At 68.7% G+C, this 24966-nt stretch carries 25 protein-coding genes and 1 riboswitch; of the genes, 9 read left to right on the forward strand and 16 right to left on the reverse strand.

The features are described 5' to 3' along the window. Window positions 1-39: 39 nt before the first annotated feature. The 7 genes from FDK12_RS08475 to FDK12_RS08505 all read right to left on the reverse strand — a co-directional run bounded on the left by FDK12_RS08475 (window position 40) and on the right by FDK12_RS08505 (window position 5606). Entirely contained in the window at window positions 40-1302 is a 1263-nt protein-coding gene (locus FDK12_RS08475) for a molybdopterin molybdotransferase MoeA (RefSeq protein WP_137369158.1), read from the reverse strand. Next, the gene (locus FDK12_RS08480) at window positions 1299-1583 is read right to left on the reverse strand and encodes a DUF6457 domain-containing protein (protein ID WP_137369159.1); all 285 of its coding nucleotides are present in this window, start codon (window positions 1581-1583) and stop codon (window positions 1299-1301) included. Before FDK12_RS08480 ends, FDK12_RS08475 begins: the two co-directional genes overlap by 4 nt. Before the next feature lie 16 nt (window positions 1584-1599). Further along, window positions 1600-2205: a molybdenum cofactor guanylyltransferase gene (locus FDK12_RS08485; protein WP_137369160.1), complete on the reverse strand. Its 606-nt coding sequence runs from the start codon at window positions 2203-2205 to the stop codon at window positions 1600-1602. Then, window positions 2202-2699 (reverse strand): HNH endonuclease, encoded by a 498-nt coding sequence (locus FDK12_RS08490; RefSeq protein WP_137369161.1) that lies wholly within the window; start codon window positions 2697-2699, stop codon window positions 2202-2204. The genes FDK12_RS08485 and FDK12_RS08490 overlap by 4 nt, the downstream gene beginning before the upstream one ends. A 232-nt stretch (window positions 2700-2931) precedes the next feature. Further along, window positions 2932-3768 (reverse strand): NlpC/P60 family protein, encoded by an 837-nt coding sequence (locus FDK12_RS08495; RefSeq protein ID WP_137369162.1) that lies wholly within the window; start codon window positions 3766-3768, stop codon window positions 2932-2934. A 29-nt stretch (window positions 3769-3797) separates the two neighbouring features. Continuing rightward, window positions 3798-4601: an NlpC/P60 family protein gene (locus tag FDK12_RS08500; RefSeq protein WP_137369163.1), complete on the reverse strand. Its 804-nt coding sequence runs from the start codon at window positions 4599-4601 to the stop codon at window positions 3798-3800. A gap of 5 nt (window positions 4602-4606) precedes the next feature. Then, window positions 4607-4791, reverse strand: a riboswitch (cyclic di-AMP (ydaO/yuaA leader). A 116-nt stretch (window positions 4792-4907) separates the two neighbouring features. After that, on the reverse strand, window positions 4908-5606 hold the full coding sequence (locus FDK12_RS08505) for a metal-dependent transcriptional regulator (protein WP_137369164.1): 699 nt from the start codon (window positions 5604-5606) through the stop codon (window positions 4908-4910). Window positions 5607-5860: 254 nt separating this feature from the next. On the opposite strand from FDK12_RS08505, the gene serC reads away from it, so the two are divergent. After that, window positions 5861-6985, forward strand: a complete 1125-nt coding sequence (serC, locus tag FDK12_RS08510) for a phosphoserine transaminase (RefSeq protein WP_137369165.1) — start codon at window positions 5861-5863, stop codon at window positions 6983-6985. Window positions 6986-7019: 34 nt separating this feature from the next. Here serC and FDK12_RS08515 read toward each other — a convergent pair whose 3' ends face one another. Genes FDK12_RS08515 through FDK12_RS08525 form a run of 3 tightly spaced genes read right to left on the reverse strand, consistent with a single transcriptional unit; the run spans window position 7020 to window position 9327 of the window. Then, window positions 7020-8288, reverse strand: coding sequence for an MFS transporter (locus FDK12_RS08515; protein ID WP_137369166.1), 1269 nt, complete (start codon window positions 8286-8288; stop codon window positions 7020-7022). A 34-nt stretch (window positions 8289-8322) separates the two neighbouring features. Further along, window positions 8323-8934: a DUF3027 domain-containing protein gene (locus FDK12_RS08520; protein WP_137369167.1), complete on the reverse strand. Its 612-nt coding sequence runs from the start codon at window positions 8932-8934 to the stop codon at window positions 8323-8325. Between the two features lie 9 nt (window positions 8935-8943). Further along, complete coding sequence (locus FDK12_RS08525) at window positions 8944-9327, reverse strand: cold-shock protein (protein WP_104116995.1); 384 nt, start codon at window positions 9325-9327, stop codon at window positions 8944-8946. Window positions 9328-9498: 171 nt separating this feature from the next. Here FDK12_RS08525 and FDK12_RS08530 point away from each other — a divergent pair, with 171 nt between their 5' ends. The 6 genes from FDK12_RS08530 (at window position 9499) to FDK12_RS08555 (ending at window position 16739) form a co-directional block, all read left to right on the forward strand. Further along, window positions 9499-9789, forward strand: a complete 291-nt coding sequence (locus FDK12_RS08530) for a hypothetical protein (protein WP_137369168.1) — start codon at window positions 9499-9501, stop codon at window positions 9787-9789. Between the two features lie 113 nt (window positions 9790-9902). Then, entirely contained in the window at window positions 9903-12353 is a 2451-nt protein-coding gene (locus FDK12_RS08535) for a helicase-associated domain-containing protein (protein ID WP_137369169.1), read from the forward strand. Next, a complete protein-coding gene (locus tag FDK12_RS08540; protein WP_137369170.1) occupies window positions 12346-14001 on the forward strand; it encodes a DNA repair helicase XPB in 1656 nt (551 codons plus the stop codon). The genes FDK12_RS08535 and FDK12_RS08540 overlap by 8 nt, the downstream gene beginning before the upstream one ends. A gap of 58 nt (window positions 14002-14059) precedes the next feature. Continuing rightward, window positions 14060-14770 carry a response regulator transcription factor gene (locus tag FDK12_RS08545; protein WP_104116999.1) on the forward strand — a complete coding sequence of 237 codons (711 nt, stop codon included), beginning with the start codon at window positions 14060-14062 and terminating at the stop codon, window positions 14768-14770. 10 nt (window positions 14771-14780) lie between these two features. Beyond that, window positions 14781-16385, forward strand: a complete 1605-nt coding sequence (locus FDK12_RS08550) for a sensor histidine kinase (protein ID WP_223263174.1) — start codon at window positions 14781-14783, stop codon at window positions 16383-16385. 63 nt (window positions 16386-16448) lie between these two features. Continuing rightward, entirely contained in the window at window positions 16449-16739 is a 291-nt protein-coding gene (locus FDK12_RS08555) for a WXG100 family type VII secretion target (protein ID WP_137369171.1), read from the forward strand. A 102-nt stretch (window positions 16740-16841) separates the two neighbouring features. Here FDK12_RS08555 and groL read toward each other — a convergent pair whose 3' ends face one another. After that, window positions 16842-18476 carry a chaperonin GroEL gene (gene groL / locus FDK12_RS08560; RefSeq protein ID WP_137369172.1) on the reverse strand — a complete coding sequence of 545 codons (1635 nt, stop codon included), beginning with the start codon at window positions 18474-18476 and terminating at the stop codon, window positions 16842-16844. Window positions 18477-18814: 338 nt separating this feature from the next. On the opposite strand from groL, the gene FDK12_RS08565 reads away from it, so the two are divergent. Then, complete coding sequence (locus FDK12_RS08565; RefSeq protein WP_137369173.1) at window positions 18815-19456, forward strand: TM2 domain-containing protein; 642 nt, start codon at window positions 18815-18817, stop codon at window positions 19454-19456. On the opposite strand, the gene FDK12_RS08570 is transcribed toward FDK12_RS08565, so the two are convergent. Genes FDK12_RS08570 through FDK12_RS08580 form a run of 3 tightly spaced genes read right to left on the reverse strand, consistent with a single transcriptional unit; the run spans window position 19446 to window position 21095 of the window. Further along, on the reverse strand, window positions 19446-20048 hold the full coding sequence (locus tag FDK12_RS08570) for a GNAT family protein (protein ID WP_317616728.1): 603 nt from the start codon (window positions 20046-20048) through the stop codon (window positions 19446-19448). The genes FDK12_RS08565 and FDK12_RS08570 overlap by 11 nt on opposite strands. Further along, window positions 20039-20746 carry a LytR C-terminal domain-containing protein gene (locus FDK12_RS08575; protein ID WP_137369175.1) on the reverse strand — a complete coding sequence of 236 codons (708 nt, stop codon included), beginning with the start codon at window positions 20744-20746 and terminating at the stop codon, window positions 20039-20041. The genes FDK12_RS08570 and FDK12_RS08575 overlap by 10 nt, the downstream gene beginning before the upstream one ends. Window positions 20747-20789: 43 nt before the next feature. Continuing rightward, window positions 20790-21095 (reverse strand): DUF3263 domain-containing protein, encoded by a 306-nt coding sequence (locus FDK12_RS08580; protein WP_137369176.1) that lies wholly within the window; start codon window positions 21093-21095, stop codon window positions 20790-20792. Window positions 21096-21204: 109 nt separating this feature from the next. On the opposite strand from FDK12_RS08580, the gene FDK12_RS08585 reads away from it, so the two are divergent. Beyond that, on the forward strand, window positions 21205-22029 hold the full coding sequence (locus FDK12_RS08585) for a uracil-DNA glycosylase (RefSeq protein WP_137369177.1): 825 nt from the start codon (window positions 21205-21207) through the stop codon (window positions 22027-22029). Window positions 22030-22133: 104 nt separating this feature from the next. On the opposite strand, the gene FDK12_RS08590 is transcribed toward FDK12_RS08585, so the two are convergent. After that, window positions 22134-23771 carry a threonine/serine exporter ThrE family protein gene (locus FDK12_RS08590; protein ID WP_223263175.1) on the reverse strand — a complete coding sequence of 546 codons (1638 nt, stop codon included), beginning with the start codon at window positions 23769-23771 and terminating at the stop codon, window positions 22134-22136. A 103-nt stretch (window positions 23772-23874) separates the two neighbouring features. Further along, complete coding sequence (locus FDK12_RS08595; RefSeq protein ID WP_137369178.1) at window positions 23875-24948, reverse strand: lipid II:glycine glycyltransferase FemX; 1074 nt, start codon at window positions 24946-24948, stop codon at window positions 23875-23877. Between the last annotated feature and the right edge of the window lie 18 nt (window positions 24949-24966).

The following is a 24966-nucleotide window of genomic DNA, read 5'->3' on the forward strand; positions in this document are numbered from 1 at the left end:
TTCTCGCGCCCTACTTCGGCACGGCGATCGGAGCCGGCGTCAGCGTGCCGTCCAAGGCAGTGCAAGGGCCGGAACGACGTCGCCCGGTGCGCACCCGGCCGGCGGCACCACCAGGACGCCGTCGGCGCTCGCCAGCCCCCGCAGCATTCCGGAACGCTGGTGCGTACTCGGGACAGCGCGGCCGGCCTCGAGCCGGTAGGGCACGAGACGGCTGCGACCGGGGAGTGGCTCGAAGGCGTCCGCGATGCTGACCGTCGCCGGATCCTCCAGGGGTGAGCCGCGCAGTCCGGCGAGCAGGGGACCCGCGACCGTGAGCATGGCCATCATCGCTGCCAGCGGATTGCCGGGCAGCCCCACCAGGAACCGCCCGTCGGGCAACCGCGCCAGGAGTGTCGGGTGCCCGGGCCGCATCGAGATGCCGTCGATGATCATCTCGGCACCGAGCTCGGTCAGGGCCCGCCGGATGTGATCGGCGGACGAGCTGCCGGTTCCCCCGGTCGTGATCAGCACGTCGCCGGATGCCCTCGCGAGCGAGAACTCATCGGTCGCTTCGGCGCTGATGGCGGCGATGACGTCGTCGAGGTCGTCCTTCGCCCGACCGGCGACATCGACGTGCCCTCCCAGCATCGCGACGAACCCGGGCAGTTGCGGTCCGAAGGTGTCGCGGACCTGCCCGGGGTGCGGCAGTCCATGGTCGATGACCTCGTCGCCCGTCATGAGCAGCGACACCCTCGGCGCACGAAGGACCGTGAGGGTGTCATGCCCGCACACGGCGGCGAGGGCGATCTGTGCAGGGTTCAGCACGACGCCGGCCGGGATCGCCTCGGCTCCTTCAGCAGCTTCCTCCCCCGCAGGCCGCACATGCTCATGGTGTGCCGGCTCGTCCTGCCGCGCGGACTCGTTGCGTTCCAGGACGCTGCCGCGGATCGAGCCGTGCTCCGTCCGCAGGATGCCCGAGGCGTTCCGGGGAACGACACCTCCCGTGAGGATGAAGGTCGCCTCGCCGGGTGCGAGCGAGATCTCCCCCGAGTCGGCATGCGGCGCGGCCCTGCCCCGCGGATGCTCTTCCGGTTCGGCATGGCCGACGAGCGTCCACGGCGGCTCGCCGTTCACGGCCCAGCCATCCATGGCCGACGACGCATAGTGCGGGATGTCCTGCAACGCCCGTACCGGTTCGGCGAGCGTCTGGCCCAGGGCATCGGCGAGGTTCACGGTCTGGAACGGAAGCGGTCGCCCGGCCTCGTGCGCGAGCTTGCGCGCGACGGACCAGTCGACGTTGCGTGCGTCTGCAGTCCCGCTCATTCGGCGGCTCCCCCTGTCGCGGCCTCTGAGCACAACGCATCGGCCACTGCCATCGCGGACCGCATCGCGACCTGCTCGTCGGCCTGCCCACTGCCCACGGCGAGCCCCGCCGCGTAGCCCGCGACGAAGGTGGTCAGGGGCGCTGCCGGGCGGACGACACCGTGCGCCGCCTTCCCCGCGAGGCCCAGGACGGCGTCGATATCGACGTTCGTGCCGTCGATCTCGAAGGCGGTGAGCAATGTCTCCGTCCAGTCCTGCAGTAGTCTCTGGCGATCGTCCACGGGCCCTCCGGGGGTGCTAGGGAACGTCGACTCCGAGCGCTCGTGCATCTGCCCAGGTGTCGACGTCGTGCGTTGTTCCCGGCGGAACCGGGACGGGTCTGGTCCTCACACTAGCAAGGAGGCTGCGCATCGAGAGGTTGTCGGCGGACCCGGTAGCAAGGACGAGATCGATTGCTCCGGCGAGGTCCTCGCTCCGGTAGAGCGCGGCGAGGGGTTGCTCGCGGCCGTCGTCGATCGCGACGAGCGACGTCGTGCCTCCGCCCGTGGCCTCCTCGAGCAGTGCTTCGACCAGGCCGGCGATGCGGGGCATATCGCAGGCGACCACCGCGCACCAGGGCGCCCTCGGAACGGGTCCCGCCGCAAAGCCGGCCACGAGTGCGGCTGCCGGTCCGGCGAAGGCCGGCTCCTCGCGGACGAACGAAGGCTCTCCGGCCAGCGGTCCGGACGCATCGCCCTCGGGGCCCACGATCGTCAGGGACTCCGCCTGCCGCAGAGCCGTGCAGGTGCGCTCCAGCAGGGTTGCGCCGTCCAGCACGAGGCCTGCCTTCGGCACCCCGCCGAGGCGGGACGAACGACCGCCGGCCAGGACGACGGCGTCGAACCGTGGCTTCCGTACCGTCACGCAGCTCTCTCCGCGAGGAACGCGCTCCACTGCGGCGCCGGCTTCTCGAGCTCCCGGATCTGCCACTGCGGGCCCCTCGGCGGAAGCGGGACGATCCTCAGCTTCCAGCCGAGGCTGCTGAGCGTCTTGTCCCCCTTCGCGTTGTTGCACTTCAGGCAGCACGCCACGAGGTTCTCCCACGTGTCCGCACCGCCCCTCGAACGCGGCATGACGTGGTCGATGGTCGAGGCGGTCTTCCCGCAGTACGCGCAGAGGTGGTTGTCGCGACGCAGGACTCCCCGCCGAGTGGCTGTCACCTCGTGCCGGTAAGGGACCCTGACATACCTGTTGAGGAGGATCACCGAGGGCCGGCCGAGGACTTCGGTCGGGCCGACGACGGGATCGTCGTCCTCCGCGACCACGCTCGCCTTCCCGGTGAGCACAAGCACCAGGGCCCGGCGGAACGTGACGACCGCCAGTGGTTCATACCCTGCATTCAGAACAAGAGTGCGCATGCGTTGGCCTCATTGCTGACCTGTTCCCCGCAACCGGTTGCCATCCCGGGGCACGGGAGAAGAGCTTCGGATGTGACAGTGCAAGGGTAAGCCGGAGACCTCCGGGGGGCTAACCAGCGCCACGCGGGCTTGACGTGCCGCTCACATCGGGTGCACGCACTCGATTACCCGCTTAAATGAGGAGGAACCGGCACAGTGTGCCGGTTCCTCCTCGAATCATCGTGGTGCTGGGTCAGCCACCGACGCGGATGTAGACACCGCCCGATCCGAGCTCGGCCGGAGCGATCACCGTGGTGTTGCCGTTGAAGCCACCGTGCACGGCCTGTCCACCGCCGATGTAGACCGCGATGTGGGCAAGACCCATGCCGCCGTCCGCATAGTAGATGAGGTCGCCCGGGATGGCCTCGCCCGCGCTCACCGTACGGCCGAGGGAGAGGTAGCCCGCCGGCCACCCGTGGAAGTTGATGCCGGCGGCAGCAAGGGAGTTGCTGACGAGGCGGGTGCAGTCCTGCATGACGCCGAGCTGGCCCTTGGCCGCTGCCGCGATGGTGGCAGCGACGCCGGAGGAAGCCACGGGTGCAGGAGCCGGGGTGGCGGCCGCAGCCGTGACGCCGGCGGCAGCCGTGACGCCGGCGGCAGCAACGGGAGCCGACTGGGCGGCGATCGCAGGGGCGGCGACGGCGGGAGCCTGGACGACGGCCGGGACTTCGACGACAGGCTCCTCGGCGACGGGAGCTTCCTCGAGCGGTGCCTGCTCGACGACGACGGGCTTCGCATTGACCTTGACCGGCGTCATGTTGAAGGACACGGCGGTCTGGGTCGAGGCGACGACGACCGGCCGATCCGAACTGACGGTGACGTTCGAGGCCGATACCTCGCGCTGCGGCTGCAGGTCAGCCGCGTTGGCTGCGACACCGCTGGTCAGGACGAGGCCCGAGGCCGCGGCGATGACGGCGGCCTGGCGGCCCATCCCCCCGGCGTTGGTCGTGACGGACTTTGCGAGAGCGGAGAAGCCGGCAGCGTTCTGCGCTTCTCCTCGGTGGCGTGCGATCGTGACGCGTGAAGACATGGGGGGATACTCCGAGTGTGGGGGGGGTTCTAGCGGACGCGGACGAAGCTGGCGCCGGGGAGGTCTGACAGGCTGTGCAGGCCGGTGTTCATGCCGTTGAGGCCACCGCTGATGACCTGGCCGTTGCCGACGTAGATCGCTACGTGGCCGCCGGTGATCACGAGGTCGCCCGCAGCGGGCGTTCCGACGACGTCGCCGAACTGGTAGAACTGTCCCGGCGCGAGGTCGCCGACGGACTTGCCGACCGAGCGCAGCGCCTTCTCGACCATGGCGGTGCAGTCCTGCGCAACGCCGATCTGGGCGTAGGCGGAGGCGACCAGTCCGGCAGCGACGCCGGAGGACTGGACGGGAGCGGGTGCGGCCTGCGCGGCGACAGGAGCGGGAGCAGCTTGTGCGGCGACAGGTGCTGCTGCGACGGGGGCTGCGACCGGCGCGGCCGCTACCGGTGCGGCCTGGGGCAGTGCGACCGGGGCGGCGGCTTCGACGACGACGGGCTCGGCCTCGACGACGGGAGCTTCCACAACCGCCTCGGGGGCCGGCGTCACCTCGACGGCTACGCGGTCGAAGGAGACCTTCGCGGTGGCCGGGACGCTGACCTCGGCGGCGACGACGCGGCTGACGGTCAGGGCGGTCGAGGACTGCACCTCACGCTCGGCCGTGGTGGCTCCATGGGCCGGGAGGCCTGCGGTGAGCACCAGGCCCGAAGCGGCGACGATGACGGCTGCCTGGCGGCCCACCGATCCGGCGTTCGACGCAACAGCGGTGGAAAGAGCAGTCAGGGGGCTGGTGGTCTGGGGCGCGCGGTGGCGGCCCAGCGAAGAGCTATTGGACACGTTGGATTACCTCTCCCAACGCCTGCGAGGTGAGCTGTCGGATTCGGATGGGAGTCACCCGGCCGCTGCGCAAACAGCGACTTAACCCCAAGGATTTCTGTGACGAAACCCAAAAATTGGTTCCCCCGCCTCTGCCATGCGATGGTGCGAACGGACCTCGGGCAATGGCAGAGCTAGGCGATTTGCACGAGGGTGCCGGATCTAGAGCGAATTTGGCACGAGATGAAGGCTACAACAGATACGCGGGTATGTCACGTTCAGATCACGGAACGGTATGTTCTTGGTGACGACGGCTGTGGCGGAGCGTCAGGCGGCGACGGACACGAAGACGTGCGAGGCGACCTCGGGCGGCAGTTCGAGGGCGCCCTCCACGCCTGGAACGCGCACGGACACGTACCCTCCCACGGACTCCAGGGTGAGGTGGGCTCCCGGACGCAACCCGCCCTCGTCGAGCTGCGTGAGCAGCTCGGGATCCACCTGGATCGGTTCGGCCAGCCGGATCAGTGTCACCTGCTTGTCCGGGGAGTACGTCGCCATCGCCGAGAGCAGGGTCACCACACCATCCGTGAACAGCTCCGACTGGACGCCGCCGATCGCCTCCAGGCCGGGAATTGGGTTGCCGTACGGCGACTCCGAGGGCTTGCCCAGCAGCTCGTACAGCCTGCGCTCCACGCGCTCGCTCATCACGTGCTCCCAACGGCAGGCCTCGTCGTGGACGTAGGCCCAATCGAGCCCGATGACGTCGCTCAGCAGGCGCTCGGCGAGGCGGTGCTTCCTCATGACGCCTGTGGCACGATGACGACCGAGCTCTGTGAGTTCGAGGTGCCGGTCGCCCGAGACGACGACGAGTCCGTCGCGTTCCATCCGGCCGATGGTCTGGGAGACCGTGGGGCCGGAATGACGCAACCGCTCCGCGATCCTCGCGCGGAGAGCGACGATGTTCTCCTCCTCGAGTTCAAGGATTGTCCGCAGGTACATCTCGGTGGTGTCGATGAGGTCCGTCATGCGGGTCAGCTCCTTGGTGCGGTGCGGGTGCTCGGCGGGAATGCCTCACGCCGATGAGGGGTTGCACGGCCGCCACAGCCTGTTCCGCCCCACGCCTCCCAAGGTTAACCCATGGCGGGAGAAGGCTGGAAAACCGATCGGCGACGTGGGGCGGCGCCGGTGATGATGCCCACGAACGGTGTTAACAAATGGAGGGCATCCCTCCGCTGGGGCAGAATGAGGGCCACACCCTCAGTCGATCAGCTGGAGCACCCATGACCGAATCGCCCCGCATTCCCGACCACCTCCTGCCGTCGGACGGCCGCTTCGGAGCCGGTCCCTCGAAGGTCAGGAGCGGCCAGGTCGACGCCCTCGTCTCCGCGGGTCGGTCACTGCTGGGTACCTCCCATCGCCAGGCGCCCGTGCGGAACCTGGTGGGCCGCGTGCGCGAAGGCCTCAGCTCCTTCTTCGGGGCTCCCGACGGCTACGAGGTAGTCCTCGGGGTCGGCGGCTCGACGGCGTTCTGGGACATCGCGGCATTCGGCCTCGTGGACCGGAAGGCGCAGCACCTGTCCTTCGGTGAGTTCGGCTCGAAGTTCGCGTCGGCGACCGACAAGGCGCCGTTCCTCGAGAGCTCCAGCATCGTCACCTCCGAACCCGGCACGCGTCCGGATCCGGTCGCAGAAGCCGGAGTCGATACGTACGCCTGGCCCCAGAACGAGACGTCCACCGGCGTCGCCGCGCCGGTGCGGAGGATCGAGGGCGCGGACGACGGAGCGCTCGTCCTCGTCGATGCGACGTCCGCCGCCGGAGGGCTCGACGTCGACGTCGCGCAGGCCGACGCCTACTACTTCGCCCCGCAGAAGAACTTCGCGTCCGACGGCGGTCTGTGGCTCGGCCTCTTCTCCCCCGCGGCGTTGGAGCGTGCCGCGAGGATCGCCGCCGGTGACCGGTGGATACCGGATTTCCTCAACCTGCAGACGGCCATCGACAACTCCCGCCTGAACCAGACCTACAACACGCCGTCGCTGTCCACGCTCGTCACGCTGGACGCGCAGGTCGCCTGGCTCAACGAACAGGGCGGTCTCCCGTTCGCTGCCGCCCGGACCGCGGACTCGGCGGGACGGCTGTATTCGTGGGCCGAATCCTCGCCCGTGGCAGCGCCGTACGTCACCCGGCCCGAGGACCGCTCGAACGTCATCGTCACGATCGACTTCGACGGCGACGTCGATGCCGCGCGCATCGCCGCCGTCCTCCGCGCGAACGGGATCGTCGACGTCGAGCCCTACCGCAAGCTCGGTCGGAACCAGCTCCGCGTCGCCACGTTCGTGGCGATCGAGCCCGACGACGTCTCCGCGCTGATTGCCTGCATTGACTACACGGTCGAGAACCTGCTGTAGGCGGCGCACCGCTCAGGCGGCTGCGGGCGCTGGATCAGTCCCCCGCGCCGGCCTCGTGGTCGAGGCGGAGCCGCCGCGGCGCGGAACGGTCGTATCGCAGGCGGACCTCGTGGTAGCGCCACGCCCAGAAGATGCCTGCCGCGGCGGCGATGAGCCCGGAGGCGGCAGCGACACCAAGGCTCCACCGCGGGCCGAACATGTCCGACACCCATCCGACCACGGGCGCACCGAGGGGCGTCCCGCCGAGGAAGATCGCGAAGTAGAGCGCCATGACGCGACCGCGCATCGCGGGGTCCGTCGTCGTCTGCACATACGCATTCGCGCTCGTCATGAGGGTCAGCGCGAACAGGCCGACCGGCACGAGGGCCACCCCGAACAGCCACAGGGTGGGAGCGAGGGCAGCCAGCACGCAGGCGATCCCGAACGCGGCCGACGCCCCGAAGATGAAGCGCAACCGGGGCCGTTCCCGCCGTGCGGACAGCAGGGCGCCCGCGACCGACCCCACAGCCATCACCGAGGACAGCACGCCGAAGACACCGGCGTCCTGCCCGAACTCGGTGCGCGCCATGGCTGCGATGAACACCGCGAAGTTCAGGCCGAAGGTACCGACGATGAAGATCGCGAGCATGACCACCATCAGGTCCGGGCGCTGCCGAACGTACAGGAATCCAGCGCGGATCCGCCCCTTGCCCGGCGCCGAGCGGGGCTGCTTGTTGAGCTCGGAGCTTCGCATGGCGAGCAGCACGTAGACCATCGCCCCGAACGTCACCGCATTGATCATGAACACCCAGCCGGGCCCCACGCCGGCCGTGAGCAGACCGGCGACGGCCGGACCGACCAGGCGCGCGCCGTTGAAGGAGGCACTGTTGAGCGCCACGGCGTTGGGGAGGTAGTCGTCCCGCACGAGCTCGGACACGAAGGCCTGCCGTGCCGGGGCGTCGAAGGCCGAGACGACGCCCAGCGCCAGGGCGAACGCATACACGTGCCACAGGGCGGCGACGTCGAGGATGACCATCAGGCCGAGGCCGACTCCCAGGAGCGCCATGGCCACCTGCGTGGTCGCGAGAAGCCGTCGTCGGTCCACCGTGTCGGCGATGAGGCCGGCCCAGGGCGCGATGACGAGCTGCGGACCGAGTTGGAGTGCCATCACGATCCCGAGGGCGGACGCATTCTGCTCCGTGAGGATGTCGTAGACCAGCCAGTCCTGCGCGGTCCGCTGCATCCAGGTGCCGATGTTCGAGATCAGGGCTCCGATGAACCACAACCTGTAGTTGTGGATACCGAACGAGCGGAAGGTGCTCAACGCCCCCTCCTCCCGCTTCGGCGCCACTGGTCCGTCACTCGGCGTCGGGCTGCCCGTCGGACGTCCCGGCGTCCTGGGAATCGACTGTCGAATCACCGGCGCGCGCATCATCCGAGGAGGATCCGCCGGCGGTCGCGGGGGCGGGCGGGTTGCCGGCCTCGCCTGCACTGCCCGCAGGTGCCGGATCCCCAGGGGTTGCCTCGTCCGGCTGCGAGTCCTCGGGGCGCACCCTTTCGGACCACGGCAGCCATTCGGGTGCCAGCAGGGAGGCCGACGACGGCAGCAGTCCCACCTCGCACACCGTCACGTCCTTGCTGCGCGCCACCCGGGCAACGGTCGAGAACCACTGCCATCCCCCGTATCCGGGCACGAAGGCCTCGAACCGGTGGGTCACCAGGCGCTCGCCCTCGACGGTGGCGGACACGTGCCGCCCTACCTGCGCTTCCGGCGCAACCTCGAGCACGCCGAGGCGGGCACGCTCGACGGCCGCTTCGAGGACGGCGTCCGACTTCGGGATGCGTCGTGACGCACGCGGTTTCCGTGGTGCCTCGACGGGCGCCCCGACCGCGTCGTCGGCCTCGCCCGCAGTCGCTCCGGTGTCGGTCGGAGCAGCGCCGTCGGCGGTCTCCAGGTTGCTCGAGGTCATGGTGGAAGCCTACGCGTCGAGGTCGTCGGCGACTGCCCGCAGGACAGCCGCGACCTTCGACGCGTGTGCCTTCTCGGGGTAGCGCCCCTTGCGGAGGCCGTTGGACACTCCGTCGAGCAGCTTGATGAGGTCCTCGGTGATGACGGCCATGTCATCGGCACTCTTGCGGGTGGCCTTCACGACGGAGGGAGCCTGCTCGAGGATCCGCGCGGAGAGCGCCTGGAGCCCTCGTCGACCGTCTGCCACTCCGAATTCCAGCTTGGTGCCGACCTTCACCTCGCTGACGCCGGCAGGCAGGGCGGAGGCGTGCAGGAAGACTTCCTTGCCGTCGTCCGTGGACAGGAACCCGAAGCCCTTGTCCGCGTCGAACCACTTAACTTTGCCGATGGGCACGTCGTTTACCTCTTCTTAGCTGTACCGGGCGAAGTCGCCTGCGGTCGTGGCCCCGCGCGCATGGACCGTCCGGCGCCCTCGGGCACCGCCACCGCCGGGGAAGTCTGTGTCTCCTAGGATATAGCTTCTGCCGCCACTCCCCGGCCGTGGTTCTTGTAGTCTTGGACGGCTATGATTCCTGACGAACCAGCGCCGAGCCGCTCCCCCGACCAGCCCCAGCCGGAGGATGTCCGCGACAGCGGGGCGGAGGAATCGCAGCGCGGGCGGTTCGTGGTCATGATCCTCGCCGTGGCCTTCGCCGTCATCGGATTGCTGTCCCTGGCGGCCATCCTGCTAGCGGCCTTCCTGGGGGGTTACGTGTGGCCGGGCTTCGTGCTGGCGACCTATTTCTGCCTGCCGATCGCCTTCCTGCTGATGACCTCGCTCGTCCTCTGGTCCGTCGTCACCCGTCGGAGATCCTGACTCCGGCAACCGCGATGACGTAGCCGGCGCGATCTCCGACCGAACCTTCGGCGGCACGTGGGGCGGGCCGAACGACCCGAGGTGTGTCGGAGGCGCCGGGTAACCTTGAGGTGATGTCCGCAATCCGAGCACTGGCCGATGAGCTGGCCCGCCGGAGCGATGACGAGCTACGCCGGCTCCTGGCCGTGCGACCCGATCTCATCCTTCCCCCGGTGCCCGATTTCGCCGCGCTCGCGGCACGCGCATCCACCCGTGCCAGCCTGCAGCGGGCCCTCGACAACCTCACGCGGCCGCAGCTCCAGGTCCTCGAGGCGATCGTGGTACTCAGCGAGGACGACGGCGGCCCCATCGCCTACGAGCGTTTGCTGTCGGCCTTCGCCACGGCAGACCGCCCCGGCCTCGATGCCATCGTCGCCGAGCTCGGACACCGGGCCCTCGTCATCGGTACCGTTCCGCAGGAGCTTCTGCCCGTCGGAGCCCTGGCCGACGCGCTGGGACCCTATCCCGCCGGTCTGGGACGGCCCTTCCGGACGCTCGCGCGCTCGATCCCGCGCTTCGGTCCGGCACTCGTGGACGCGGTGCGGCTCGTGGTGGACGGCCTCGATACCGAGGCCATGAACTCGGCCTCCGCAGCCCCGGCGCTGGACAGGGCCCTGGCGGATCCCCTCACCTGGAGCCGCGTCATGACCGATGCTCCCGAGGGAGCCGCCATGCTCCTCTCCCGCTTACGCGATGCGCCGGTCGGGTCGACGTCGACGGGCGGAGACGGCGGCGCCTCGCCCGCCGTGCGCTGGCTGCTGGAGCGGTGCCTGCTTGCGCCGCTGGATGCGCTGCACGTCGAACTGCCGCGGGGCGTGGGGAGGGCGCTGCGCGGGCACGCGGTCCACACAGCACTGGAGACCGTGCCGCCGGTAGCCGTCGGGCGCACCGTTAGTGCGCGCGTGAGGGACAACGCGGCGTTCGGGGCGATCGCGGAAACACTCCGGCTGATGACCGCGCTCCTCGGTTCGGCCGCCGGCACCCCGGTAGCGACGCTCCGCTCGGGAGGAGTGGGCGTCCGTGAACTGCGTCGTCTGCGCGAGGTCCTGCGCACTACCGACGCGGAAGCCGCATGGCTGCTGGAACTCGCCGCCGCCGTCGGCCTCCTGAGCCTCGATCCCGACGATTCACGCTGGAAGGCCTCGCGGCTCGACGCCTGGGAGGCGCTCGACCGTGAAGCGCAGTGGCTGCTCCTCGTCGAGGGATGGCTCTCGGTCGACCGGGCACCGGCGCTGGTCGGCTCCAGGATGCCGGACGGCACCGCCGTCAACGCCCTTGCCGCCGAGGCCTCGCGCCCTGACGCCCCGATGGTGCGCCAGAGGCTCCTTGCAGCCGCCCTGGAACTGTCGAGCACTGCTGGCACCAGCCACGAAGCGGCCGGCCGGCCGGGCGGCGCCCGCACGGGACCAGGTGACGACGGCGAAGCAGGGGATGTGCCGGTCCTCACTGACGAGTCGGTCATCGCCCTCGCCACCTGGCATCAGCCGCGCCTGCACCGGCGCTTCGCCCGGCTGCTGCCCGGGATGCTCGTCGAGGCCGCACTCCTCGGGCTGACCGGAGGTGGCGCGCTGACGCTCGCGGGCCGACTGGTCGCCGAGGGGCGCTTTGAGGATGCGTCACGCGCCGTCGGGGAGGCTCTACCCGCCCCGGTGGCGCACGTCGTCCTCCAGGCGGACCTCACCGCCGTCGCACCCGGGTACCTGCAGCCCGAGGTGGCGCGCGGGCTGCTGCGGCTGTCCACGCCGGAGGGACAGGGCCCGGCGACGACCTACCGGTTCTCCGCGGAGTCCATCCGGTCCGCGTTGGACCTCGGCGAGGATGCATCGTCGATCCTCGGGTTCCTGCGGACCCACTCGGTGACCGAGATCCCGCAGGCACTCTCCTACCTCGTGGAGGACACCGCGTCCCGGTACGGCAGCCTGCGGGTGGGCCGGGCGGGCAGCTATCTCCACACGGAGGACGACGCCGTCATCGCGACGGTCTTGGCGGACCCGCGTGCCGCGTCGCTCGGTGTCAACCGGATCGCGCCGACGGTCCTGGTGGCGCCGGCCTCCCCCCAGGAACTGGTCGCGCTCCTCAGGAGCCTCGGTTTCTCGCCCGCGTCCGACGCCGTCGTGGGGATCGGGGCGGTCACGGAGCGGAGCGAGCCCGTTCCCGCCGCGCGGGTCCCCCCGGAGCAGCTCCGGTCGCGGCTCAATCCGTGGTCGGTGGCGGAGGAGGAGATCTCGGCGCAGCTTACTGCCCTGCGCTCGGCGCGCGCCGGCGCCCCGGACGCGGCCGCCGCTTCGGACAGCGAGACGCTCGTCAGCCTGGAAACTCTGCGCTCGGCGATCAGGTCACGCAGCCGCATCCGCCTCGGGACCGCGGACAGCGAAGGGAATCATGTGCGGCAGGTGCTTGTTCCACTCTCGGTGTCGGGAGGTCGCCTGCGCGTGTTCGACCCCGAGAAGCAGGTAGAGAAGGTCGTGTCCGTCCACCGCGTCATGGACGTGGAAATCCTCGAAGGGAGTCCCTCAGATGGTTGACGGGCCGCTGATCGTCCAGAGCGACAAGACCATCCTGCTGGAAGTGGACCACGAGCAGGCCACGGAGGCGCGGCATGCGATCGCCGCTTTCGCCGAACTCGAGCGCGCTCCCGAGCACGTGCACAGCTACCGGCTCACGCCGCTCGGTCTGTGGAATGCGCGCGCCGCGGGGCTCGACGCCGAGCGTGTGCTGGACACGCTCCTGAAGTACTCCCGTTTTCCCGTGCCGCACGCGCTCCTGATCGACATCGAGGACACGATGTCGCGCTACGGCCGGCTGCGGTTGGAGAAGGACCCGCAGCACGGACTCGTGCTGCGCACCTCCGACTATCCGGTGCTCGAGGAGGTGCTGCACGCCAAGAAGATCCAGCCATTGCTGGGACCGAGGATCGACGGCGAGACCGTGGTCGTCCACTCCTCCCAGCGCGGGCAGCTCAAGCAGCTGCTGCTCAAGCTCGGGTGGCCCGCCGAGGACTTCGCGGGCTACGTCGACGGGACGCCGCATCCAATCGTGCTCGACGAAGACGGCTGGACCCTGCGCCCCTACCAGCAGCTCGCGGTCGAGAACTTCTGGTCCGGCGGATCCGGCGTCGTGGTCCTGCCCTGCGGAGCGGGGAAGACCCTGGTCGGGGCGGCCGCCATGGCGACGAGCCAGACCACGACGCTCATCCTCGTGACGAACACGGTGTCGGCACGGCAGTGGAAGGACGAACTGCTCAAGCGAACCTCGTTGACCGAGGAGGAGATCGGCGAGTACTCGGGCGCGGTCAAGGAAGTCCGGCCCGTGACGATCGCGACGTACCAGGTGCTCACGACCAAGCGCGGCGGGCTGTACCCGCACCTCGAGCTGCTCGACGCGAACGACTGGGGCCTCATCGTCTACGACGAGGTCCACCTCCTTCCCGCTCCGATCTTCAAGATGACGGCGGACCTCCAGGCCAGGCGCCGGCTCGGGCTGACGGCGACCCTCGTCCGGGAGGACGGCAGGGAGGGCGAGGTGTTCTCCCTGATCGGGCCGAAGCGGTACGACGCCCCCTGGAAGGACATCGAGGCCCAGGGCTACATCGCGCCCGCTGACTGCGTCGAGGTGAGGGTGGACCTTCCGCGAGACGAGCGCGTCGCCTACGCGATGGCTGATGACGCCGACAAGTACCGTCTGTGCGCCACGTCGGACACGAAGTCGGACGTGGTGGAGAAGCTCGTCGCAGCACACGAGGGTGAGCAGCTCCTGGTCATCGGTCAGTACATCGACCAGCTCGACGACCTCGCGGCCCGGCTCGGAGCCCCGGTCATCAAGGGGGACACGTCGGTGAAGGAACGGCAAAGGCTTTTCGCGGCCTTCCGGGCGGGTGAGATCCATGTGCTGGTGGTGTCCAAGGTCGCGAACTTCTCGATCGATCTGCCGGAGGCGTCGGTGGCGATCCAGGTATCCGGGTCCTTCGGGTCGCGGCAGGAAGAGGCGCAGCGCCTGGGACGGCTGCTCCGGCCCAAGACGGACGGCCGTGCCGCCCGTTTCTACACCGTCGTCGCACGGGACACGCTGGACCAGGACTTCGCTGCGAAACGGCAGCGTTTCCTGGCCGAGCAGGGCTACGCCTACCGCATCCTCGATGCGTCGGCCATAGGTGACCGGGGAGCCAGGGACTGACAAGGGGCTTACAGCAGGCGTACAGCAGATTCACAGCATCCGTGCGGATACTGGTGGCGTGAAGAAAACTGGCCCTGAAGCGAAACTCCTGGTCGTCGACGACGAACCGAACATCCGCGAACTGTTGTCCACCTCGCTGCGATTCGCCGGTTTCGACGTCGTCGCCGCAGCGAACGGCCGCGATGCCCTCGCAGCCGCTGAGACTCACAACCCCGACCTCGCAGTGCTCGATGTCATGCTGCCCGACATGGACGGCTTCACCGTCACGCGCCGGCTGCGGGCGGCCGGCCGGCACTTTCCCGTCGTCTTCCTGACCGCTCGTGACGACACCGACGACAAGGTGACCGGACTGACGGTCGGCGGCGACGACTACGTCACCAAGCCGTTCAGCCTGGACGAGGTGGTCGCCCGCATCCGAGCGGTCCTGCGCCGCACGCATCCCCTGGAGGACGACGACGCCGTGATCCGCGTCGACGACCTCGAACTCGACGACGACGCGCACGAGGTCCGGCGCGGAGGCGAAGTCATCGACCTCTCGCCCACCGAGTTCAAGCTGCTGCGCTATCTGATGATGAACCCGAACCGCGTACTGTCCAAGGCTCAGATCCTCGACCACGTGTGGGAGTACGACTTCAACGGGGACGCCTCCATCGTGGAGTCCTACATCTCCTACCTCCGTCGCAAGATCGACAGGAACCCCAACGCGGTGGCCCTGATTCAGACCAAGCGCGGCGTGGGATACCTGCTGCGGACTGCCGACAAGCGGTAGAGCGTCTCCTGTGCTCAAACGCTGGAACGCGGCGTCCCTCAGATCGCAACTCGTAGCGATCATCATGCTCCTGATGGTCGTGACGGTGGGCATCACGGGACTCGCGACGGTGTCCCTGCTCCGTGACGGTCTCGTGGACCGCATCGACGCCGATCTCAGGAACAACGCGGAGAAGGTCGCCGGCGATGTCTACTCCGCGGAACAGGAGACGGACGGCGCCGTCCTGAGGTACTACGCGGCCCTGCTCGATCCCGACGGTTCCATCGTCGTGGCGAACCAATCCGATGATGCGGTGGACGTTCCCGACCTCGATGGCATCACCCAGAAGCGCATCATCGAACTCAACGGCGACGGGTTCGATGTCGCCAGCACCGACGCGGACAGCCAGGGCTGGCGGGTACGCATCTTCCGCCTGGCGAACACTGAAGGCTATCTCGCCATCGCCTCCCGTCTGAACACCGTGAACGAGTCGCTGCAGGAAGCAACGGAGATCATCTTCACCTCCGGGCTCGTGACCACCGCACTGGCTTCGCTCATCGCCTTCGTCACCGTGACGCGTCAGTTCGCCCCGCTCGCGCGCGTGGAGCGGACCGCAGCCGCCATCGCCGCCGGAGATCTCTCACGGCGGGTCGCCGTCGAGCGTCCGGCCACCGAGATCGGGCGGCTGTCGAGATCACTCAACGCGATGCTCGCGCACATCGAACGCGCATTTGCCGCGCGCACCGCCTCGGAGACGAAGATGCGGCGATTCGTCGCCGACGCCTCGCACGAACTCCGGACTCCGCTCGTCACCATCCGCGGCTACTCCGAGCTGTATCGGCATGGGGCACTCCAGAAGGAGGAGGACGTCGCGGCAGCTATGGGCAGGATCGAGAGCGAAGCGATCCGCATGGGCCAACTCGTGGAGGACCTGCTCACCCTCGCCAGGATCGACGAACAGCGCCCTCCCGAGGTGAAGCCCGTGGATCTCATGGTGCTCGGGCATGATGCAGCCTTCGACGCGAGCGCGACTGCCCCGGACCGGTCCATCACCGTGATCGGTCTGGACGGCGGGAAGCCCCGGTCCGCCCCCACGAAAGGGGACGAGGCGCGCCTCCGGCAGGTCGTCGCCAACCTCATGACCAATGCACTGCGCTACACACCCGAGGGCTCGCCGATCGAGATCGCGGTAGGCGTTGCACCGGTGCTCCACGGCCACAGCGACTCCGTCCTCGAGGTCCGCGACCACGGCCCCGGGATCTCGGAGGACGACGCCGCGAAGGTCTTCGAGCGTTTCTACCGTGCGGACACGTCACGTCATCGGGAGACGGGCGGAACAGGGCTCGGGCTCGCGATCGTCGCCGCGCTCGTAGCGCAGCACGACGGCACGGTCCGCCTGGAGGACACCGAAGGCGGCGGAGCCACCCTGTCGATCCGGCTACCGCACGTCCCGCTCGCCGAGTCGGGGGACGACGCCCACGCCGACGGGAACGGTGACGCGGACGCCGCGGTCCAGCGGAATGCCGGACAAGAGCGCATGCGGACCCCCGCGCAGCAGCGCCCTCCCGTCACCATCACTCCTCCACAGGCGCCCCCTGCAGGACCGGTTGTCCACAAAAGCCGCGACGACCGCTGATCCTGCTGCACCGCACCCTAGCGTCGATACCGTCAAGGAAGCGCGAGCACACGGGAGCAGAGCATGGCATTCTTCAACGTAGACACCGATAGCCTGGCGGCCAAGAGCAGCCAGGTGCAGGGCACCATCGCGAGACTCCAGGCGGAGGTCAACTCGATGCAGGCCGGCCTACGCGAACTCGAGGGTCTGTGGACGGGCCAAGCGGCCACCAATTTCCAGCAACTCATCCTGCAGTGGCGGGCTACCCAGCAGCAGGTGGAGGAATCCCTTACCGGCATCAACGAGGCCCTCACGGTCGCGACCCAGCAGTACGCGGAGGCTGAGCAGAGCAACGCGCGCATGTTCATGAGTTGATTCCGGAGCACTGCCCAGCAGCACGAGAAGGGCGGCACCCCCGACCGGGGGTGCCGCCCTTCTCGTGCGTGTGCGCAGGTGGCGCAGCAAGCGGTATGGGGACTAGAAGCCGCCCATGCCGCCCATGCCACCCATGTCGTCGCCGCCACCGGCGGGAGCAGCCTTCTCGGGCTTGTCCGCAACGACGGCTTCCGTGGTGAGGAACAGGCCTGCGATCGACGCTGCGTTCTGCAGGGCCGAACGGGTGACCTTCACGGGATCGTTGACTCCGGCGGCCAGCAGGTCCTCGTACTCCCCGGTAGCGGCGTTCAGGCCGTGACCGGCGGGCAGCCCGCGCACCTTGTCGACGACGACGCCGGGCTCGAGGCCTGCGTTGAAGGCGATCTGCTTGAGCGGCGCATCGATGGCAACGCGGACGATGTTCGCGCCCGTGGCCTCGTCACCCGAGAGCTCGAGGTTGGCGAATGCCTTGGCGCCGGCCTGGATGAGGGCAACGCCACCACCGGCGACGATGCCTTCCTCGACGGCTGCCTTCGCGTTGCGGACGGCGTCCTCGATGCGGTGCTTGCGCTCCTTGAGTTCGACCTCCGTAGCGGCACCGGCCTTGATGACTGCAACGCCGCCGGCCAGCTTGGCCAGGCGTTCCTGCAGCTTCTCGCGGTCGTAGTCCGAGTCCGAGTTCTCGATCTCGGCGCGGATCTGGGCAACGCGTCCGGCGATGGCGTCGGCGTCGCCGGCTCCCTCGACGATCGTGGTCTCGTCCTTGGTCACGACGACCTTGCGGGCGGTACCGAGCAGGTCGAGGGTGGCGGTCTCGAGCTTGAGGCCGACTTCCTCGGCGATGACCTGACCACCGGTGAGGATCGCGATGTCCGCGAGCTGCGCCTTGCGGCGGTCGCCGAAGCCCGGAGCCTTGACGGCGACGGACTTGAAGGTGCCGCGGATCTTGTTGACCACGAGGGTGGCCAGGGCTTCACCTTCGATGTCTTCGGCGATGATCAGCAGCGGCTTGCCGGACTGCATGACCTTCTCGAGGACTGCTACGAGGTCCTTGACGTTGCTGATCTTCGAGTTGACGATCAGGATGTAGGGATCTTCGAGGACCGTCTCCTGGCGCTCTGCGTCGGTGACGAAGTAGCCGGAGATGTAGCCCTTGTCGAAGCGCATACCCTCGGTGAGCTCGAGCTCGAGGCCGAAGGTGTTCGACTCCTCGACGGTGATGACGCCTTCCTTGCCGACCTTGTCGAGGGCCTCGGCGATCAGGTCACCGATCTGCTTGTCCCCGGCGGAGATGGAAGCCGTGGCCGCGATCTGCTCCTTGGTCTCGATCTCCTTGGCGGAGGCGAGCAGCTCGTCGATGACGGCCTTAACGGCCTTCTCGATGCCGCGCTTCAGGCTCAGCGGGTCAGCGCCGGCCGCGACGTTGCGCAGGCCTTCCTTGACGAGGGCCTGGGCGAGAACGGTTGCGGTGGTGGTTCCGTCGCCTGCGACGTCGTCCGTCTTCTTGGCAACTTCCTTGACGAGTTCCGCGCCGATCCTCTCGAACGGATCGTCGAGTTCGATCTCCTTGGCGATGGAGACGCCGTCGTTCGTGATGGTGGGGGCACCCCACTTCTTCTCGAGCACGACATTGCGACCACGGGGGCCGAGGGTTACTTTGACGGCGTCAGCGAGGGTGTTCAGGCCTCGCTCGAGGCCGCGGCGGGCCTCTTCATCAAAAGAAATGATCTTGGCCATAACGGCGTAGGTCCTTTCGGGGACGGTTGCATTTCAGCACATCAATGCTTGCCTGCGTGTGGTGCCCGCGACGGCTGGGCCTCGCCGGAACGATCTCTTTCACGTTCCGGCTCCGCCCCCACCACAGAGGTTTGCCTGCTTCACCCATCACGCCCAGCCTTAGCAGTCTGCGCGCGTGAGTGCTAAGTCAATAATTAGCACTCTCACCCCATGAGTGCAACCCGCCGAACCCGTGGTGCGCGCTCCTGAAGGACGGAAAGGAGCCGCTGGGCGGGAAGCCGTGGCGCGGATGCCTGCGAGGGCATAGGTTGGGCGAACCACAAGCAACGAGAGGCACAGTGTCCACGCCAGCAACCGGTCCTGACAGCAAGGGATCCGACGAGCATCGCCAGGGGAACGAGGTCGCGGACGGCGGGGCAGACGGTGCCCCATCCGCGCCCCGGCCTCCTGGAACGCAGGGTACCCCCAAATCCCCGGCCGGCGGCCCGGGGAGCATCTCCGACCCTCCGTACTCGCCTCAGGATGGGCACCCCTATGCTCCGCAGACAGCCGCGCCGAATCCGTATGCGGCCGGCCCCTCTTTCCAGGGGCAGTACGGCCAGTCCGGGTTCGGTCAGACTCCGCCGCCACAGGGACAGTACGGTCATGCGCCCTATGCCCAAGCGCCGTACGGACAGGGTGCATCCCAGCAGGGCGGGTACAACCAAGGGCCCTTCGGCCAGCCCTACGCGCCGCAGAAATCGCGCGTGATCGCCGGGATCCTCGGCATCCTGCTGGGATCGCTCGGGAGCCACCGGTTCTATCTCGGGTACACCACGATCGGGATCGTGCAGATCCTCATGTCCACGGTCGGCGCGATCTTCACGTTCGGCCTAAGCGCCATCGCGGCCGGGATCTGGGGACTCGTCGAGGGCATCATGATCCTGGTCGGCCCGGAGCAATTCCGCAGGGACGCCCAGGGCATCCCGCTCAAGGACTGACGCCGGAACGGGTGGGGGCGGTTCGCTCCCACTCGCCGCGGGTCACGCCGAACACGACGGCGTCGTACACCTCGCCGCGAACCTCCCGCGCGTCCCGGAAACGTGCCTCCTCCCGCCACCCCGCCTTCTCCCCGACCCTGCACATGGCGGCATTGCCCGACCAGGTCGCGAAGTCGAGCCGGCGGATGCCGGTCGAGGAGAAGAGGTGAGCCGCCCACAGGGTGAGTGCCTCGAGCCCCACTCCACGTCCACGGTGGCTTGGATCGAAGACCGTGATCCCGACCCGGCGCCAGTCGGATACCTCGCACTCGTAGTACCAGGACACGACGCCGATCAGGGAGTCCGTGCCACGGTCGGCGACGACTGCCCTGCGCGGTGGGGCAGCGGTGCGCGGCTGATCCAGCAGCGAACCGAGCGAGCGCACGAGGGTGTCCGCTTCGGCGTCGTCGGGCACGGGGAAGTAGGGCCCGTCCCAGTCATGCCATTCGTGGTGGGGGCGCAGCCACTCGCGGTAGATCGGCAGGTCCCCCGCCCGCCAGTCCCTGATCCGGACCAGCCGTCCCTCGAGCTGCAGCGGAACGATTACTGGAATCCGGGTCCGAGGACCACGAGGATGCCGGAAGCGACGGAAGGGCTGTCCACGAGGCTCGTGATACCGAGATCGGCTGCTACCGCCTCTGCGCTGGCGCGCTGTGCTTCACCGCTGTAGAGGACCACCGAAGCATCGACGGGGGTACCGGCCCAGTTGCCGGGGAAAGCGGAGTTCCACCCGGCGGCGGCGAGTCGACCGGCCACCGAGGACGCCAGGCCCGGAGCGCCCGTGCCGTTGAGAACGCTCACCGCTTGGGTCCGGTCGGGAACTCCGGCCTGCTCGTCGATGGCGGACGGAGTTGCGGCGGCGCCGACCTGTTCCGTCGGCTCCGTGCTCACCGACACGTCCGGAGTGACTGCGGGTGACGGCGTGCTCGACGCCGATGGTGCAGCGGCCGAAGGTGCGCTTTCGGAGGCGGAAGCAGTGGGAGAAGAAGTTGCAGCGGCAGTGGCAGTGGCAGTCGGGGCCGGATCACTCGCGGTGATGGAGGTTGCAGATGCACCTTCGGTAGCACCGGCGAGGCCCAGCCGGGGAAGGATGAAGTAGGCACCCAACCCGATGAGGAGTGCGAGGATCCCCACCGTGATCTTGAGTCCCAGACCGCTCGATCCTGCCGGGATGAGCCGTTCCCGGTGCACACCCTGGCGCGCGGAGGACTCCGGGATCTTGTCGAACTCGTCCCGCGGGTGGTCAGTCATGATTCAGGGTTGTCCTTCGGTGTGTCGGGTGCCTCGGGCGACGCTAGATGTCCGCACCCAGACGGCGTGCCGAGCGTTCCCTCTGGCGGGTGGACCTCAGTCGCCTCAGCCGCTTGACGAGCATGGGATCGTGCGCGAGCGCCGCCTCGGTGTCGATGAGCGCGTTGAGGAGTTGGTAGTAGTGGGTGGCGGACATGTTGAACAGGTCACGGATGGCCTGCTCCTTCGCGCCGGAATACTTCCACCACTCGCGTTCGAGCGCGAGCATGCGCTGCTCCCGGTCCCCGAGGGCCGGCTTCGCGTCCTGACCGGGGGGCGTGTCATCGATACGTCGCAGTGGCTCGGCCATGTCCGCTTCCGCCTTCCGTCGACTCGGCACAACTCAGACCATGGTAGTTCCGAATTACACGCCTGTCATTTACGCGGCACCTTAGGGCGGCACAGGCGAGAATGGGACCATGATCCACGACGACGGCGCGCTCTTCGACCTGACGGATCTCGCCCGGGGCACGCAGCGGACGCCGAGCGTGCGCGATCCGCGACCACCGGCCTCTCCGCTGCCCGCGCCGAACGCTTCGTTCCCGTTCGCCGCTCCGGCGAGGGTGGAGGACCTGCTGCCCGCTGATTGGGCCGCTGCACTGAAACCCGTCGAGACGGTCCTCCATGGGCTGGCAGGGGCCCTCACGGACGAGCTCTCCAGCGGCCGGCGGGTCCTGCCGGACGCGCAGCACATCCTCCGCGCCTTCACCTCGCCGCTCGATCGGGTGCGGGTCGTCATCGTGGGGCAGGATCCCTACCCGACCGTCGGGCACGCCGTCGGGCTGAGCTTCGCCGTCGACCCCTCCACACGACCCATCCCGCGCAGCCTCGTGAACATCTTCCGCGAGCTGTCCGCCGACACGGGGGCGGCGGTACCCGCATCTGGCGACCTGTCGGGTTGGGCCGAGCAGGGGGTGCTCCTCCTCAACCGTGTCCTCACCGTGCGCGCCGGCGAGATCGCCTCGCACCGGGGCCTCGGGTGGGAACTCGTGACGGACGCAGCCATCCGGGCCCTCGTCGCACGCGGAGGTCCGCTCGTCGCCGTCCTGTGGGGCAAGGACGCCCTCCGCCTCAAGCCCCTGCTCGGCCGGACACCCACGGTCGAGTCCGCGCATCCGAGCCCTCTGTCGGCCTCCCGTGGGTTCTTCGGCTCTCGGCCGTTCACCCGTGTGAACGGCCTGCTCGAACAGCAGGGCGCCGAGCCGATCGACTGGTCGCGAACAACTGCCCTCCGGGCCGCCTGAGCGCTCCGTCCCTCGGCGGCGCCGAGGGACGGTCTCCGGTAGGACGCCTGCCCCCGGCTCTCGAGGGGACGGCCCCTCCAACTTCCGGAAGTCGGCAGGGCAGCCTATCGCCGCCGGTTGCGCTGCCTCTCGTTGGAGCTGAGCTTCCGCGTGAAGGGCCGCGCGAGGTTGTCGCCCAGCACGACGCCTGCGGCGATCGCCAGCACGACGGTCAGCGCATTGAAGAGCCCCAGCGCTCCGCCGGATCCGACGTCGGGCTCGATGGTGAGCGCGTACATGGAGCGGAAGATGGTGAGCCCGGGATACAGGAAGAGGACGGCGGGCACCGCGACGACGAGTTGTGGAGCCCCGAGCCGGAGGGCGACGATGCGGGCCAACGCGCCGATCAGGATCGCGGCCAGCGCCGGCGCGAGCCGGTATCCGACACCGGCCGTCATGGCGCTGACCAGCAGGAGGTAACCGGCCACTGCGACGAGCGACGTCGGGATCACGAGCTTCACGTCGGTCTGCTCCGCGATGCAGATCATGGCCACGGCGATGAAGATCAGCACGGCGACGACGGGCCAGGGGTACTGGGAGCCGGCTGACTGGAGGACCTCGAGCTCGGGGATGCCGAGTGCTGCCCCGACGACCAGCGCGACGGCGATCCCTGCCACGAGGGCCGCGAACACCAGGATCGCAGAAAGGAACCTGCCGGCTGCGGTGACGGGGAATCCGTTGATCGCGTCCTGGGTGGCGGACACGAGCCGGCCGGTCGGCAGCAGCAGGAGGATGCCGCCCACCACCACAAGCGCCGGTTCGATCGGAACCCGGAGCCACCAGAACAGCATCGCCACAAGGGTGATGAGCGCGGAGGACGTCGCGACGGAGAAGAACTCGGGAACCCTCCACTCGCCGAGTTTCCGGCTCACGAGGTCCACCAGGATGCAGCTGACGAACCCGACGAGGGATCCGAGCGGCGTACCTCCGATGAAGGCGACGATCGCGGCGGAGAAGATTCCGAAGGCCGCCGTCACCATCCACCGCGGGAAGGGCTTGGGCCGGTGGGTGATTTCGTCGAGCCGGTGTGCGGCCTCCGTGCGGGAGACGCCGCCGTCGGCGATGTCGGACACGAGGCGGTGGATGGCAGTGAGCCCTGCGTAGTTGTTGGTCCATGACCGCACCACGCGCAGCACCGTGGTCGGCGTCTGGTCCTTGGCCGAGTAGTTCAGCACGACGGACTGGTTGGTGATGTCGACCTCGATGTCGTCCAGACCGAAAGCCGCTGTGACGGCGATGATGCTGGTCTCCACCTCCAACGCGCCCGCCCCGTACCGGAACATGGTCTCCGCCAGGTTGAGCGCGAAGTCCAGTGCTTTTCGAGCGCTGGCATCGGGTCCGCCGACCTGGATCATCGGATTGGCATAGGGGCTTCCAGCCAGGCGCTCGACGATGCTCATCGCCTGCGTGGGCGGGGCTTCGCCCTGAACGAGGCGGCGGAGCATGGAGCGGGCAGCAGCGTTGGAGCGCCCCGCTGAGGGTACGCGCTCGGGAGTGGTCGGCAGGGCGTCCGTGGGACGAACCGCCTGCTGGCGCTGGCGACCGGCGCGCGCCTGCCTCGGCTGGGTTGCCGATTTCCTGCCCGGTTTCGTGGCGGGTCGGTCGCTACTGCCATCTCCGGCCCGCTTGCCCGCAGCCAGTTTCTTCTTCTCGTCAGCAGTAGGGTCGAAGGGGCGCTGGATCACCGGAAGCGCCTCCGCCACCGGCGAAGGATTGGAGGAAGGCGATGGGCCGTCCCCGGGGGTGGAACCGTCTTTCACAGCCGCCTTTCATGCTCCATCACCGCGGCGGACCGCGGGCTTCTCGTCAGTAGAACGGTTGGTGCGTCCGGCGCCAGTGCACCTGACGCGCTACGCGTTCGGCGATCGTGGTCCACACACGATACTTCCAGCCGCTGACGACCAGGTCGTAGCATCCGGCGAAATCCGTCACGGTCTTGGTGAAGCTCGTCTTGAACAGCCCGAGGCCGTGGTGCGGGTGGCTCGTGTCCTTGAGCTGGTCGCTGGGTGGCGTGCCGCAGAAGTCGTACTCGACGATGCCGAACTCGTCCTTCAGGTCGGTGATGGCGCGCCACTGCACGAGGTGCGAATCCCCGTACTGCCTGCGTCCGGGACGCGAACCGCCGTCCTTGTACGTACCCTTCGAGCCGTAGTTGATGACGAAGGCGCCGACGGAGGGCTCACCGTCCTCGTGCACGAAATAGAAGCGCCCCTGGCCGGCATCGACGAAGTTCTGCCAGAAGCGGCTGTAGTACTCGAAGGAGCGCATCCGCGCGGCGGATCGGTCCTCGATGTGCCCCATAAGGGAGTACATCGCACGGAACGTCTCTTCGCTGGGTTCCATGCGCTGCACCTCGACGCCCTCGCGGAGCGCGCGCCGCACGGCGTTCCGGCCGCGGGAGTGCAGGTTGCGCAGCAGCTGGTTCGCCTCCGGCGTGGTGTCCAGGATGGCGGTGCTGTCGTTGGGCTGCAGGTTGAAGGTCTTCACGAGTCCCGCGGCGGTGAAGGCGTCACGGAGCTCGGGGGTGTCGATCAGGTCCGGCTCCACCTTGATGGCGAAGACGTTGCGCCCCTCCCTGCGCGCGAGGTCGGCGACGGCCCGGGCGGCACCCGGGACGTGCTCGGCGTCCGTCACCGCCGGCCCCTTGATGAGGTACCACAGCGCCCCGATCACGGGCAGCTTCTTCTCGAGGACGAGGTTGTGGCTGGTGTAGCCGGGACCGTCGAGCACCACGAACCGGGGCCGCCATCCGTGGTGCGACTTGACCTCGGCGAAGGCCGCGGACTGGAGCATGTTTCCTCCACCCGGGTTCGCCGTGACGAGAGCGTCCCAGTTCTGCTGCTCAATTCCGGTGGCGAAACGAGCGCTGAAATCGACCAAGATTCCTCATTCACTGGT

This window comes from Arthrobacter sp. NamB2 (assembly GCF_005281365.1).
In the GTDB taxonomy this organism is placed as follows: domain Bacteria; phylum Actinomycetota; class Actinomycetes; order Actinomycetales; family Micrococcaceae; genus Arthrobacter_D.

Coding starts and splice junctions, on each gene's coding strand:
- FDK12_RS08520 (WP_137369167.1), bottom strand. CDS start 8,934: ATGACCTCGAGCAACCTGGAGACCGCCGACGGCGCTGCTCCGACCGAC.
- FDK12_RS08540 (WP_137369170.1), top strand. CDS start 12,346: ATGGTTGACGGGCCGCTGATCGTCCAGAGCGACAAGACCATCCTGCTG.
- FDK12_RS08575 (WP_137369175.1), bottom strand. CDS start 20,746: ATGACTGACCACCCGCGGGACGAGTTCGACAAGATCCCGGAGTCCTCC.
- FDK12_RS08495 (WP_137369162.1), bottom strand. CDS start 3,768: ATGTCTTCACGCGTCACGATCGCACGCCACCGAGGAGAAGCGCAGAAC.
- groL (WP_137369172.1), bottom strand. CDS start 18,476: ATGGCCAAGATCATTTCTTTTGATGAAGAGGCCCGCCGCGGCCTCGAG.
- FDK12_RS08475 (WP_137369158.1), bottom strand. CDS start 1,302: ATGAGCGGGACTGCAGACGCACGCAACGTCGACTGGTCCGTCGCGCGC.
- FDK12_RS08585 (WP_137369177.1), top strand. CDS start 21,205: ATGATCCACGACGACGGCGCGCTCTTCGACCTGACGGATCTCGCCCGG.
- FDK12_RS08490 (WP_137369161.1), bottom strand. CDS start 2,699: ATGCGCACTCTTGTTCTGAATGCAGGGTATGAACCACTGGCGGTCGTC.
- FDK12_RS08505 (WP_137369164.1), bottom strand. CDS start 5,606: ATGACGGACCTCATCGACACCACCGAGATGTACCTGCGGACAATCCTT.
- FDK12_RS08555 (WP_137369171.1), top strand. CDS start 16,449: ATGGCATTCTTCAACGTAGACACCGATAGCCTGGCGGCCAAGAGCAGC.
- FDK12_RS08580 (WP_137369176.1), bottom strand. CDS start 21,095: ATGGCCGAGCCACTGCGACGTATCGATGACACGCCCCCCGGTCAGGAC.
- FDK12_RS08530 (WP_137369168.1), top strand. CDS start 9,499: ATGATTCCTGACGAACCAGCGCCGAGCCGCTCCCCCGACCAGCCCCAG.
- FDK12_RS08535 (WP_137369169.1), top strand. CDS start 9,903: ATGTCCGCAATCCGAGCACTGGCCGATGAGCTGGCCCGCCGGAGCGAT.
- serC (WP_137369165.1), top strand. CDS start 5,861: ATGACCGAATCGCCCCGCATTCCCGACCACCTCCTGCCGTCGGACGGC.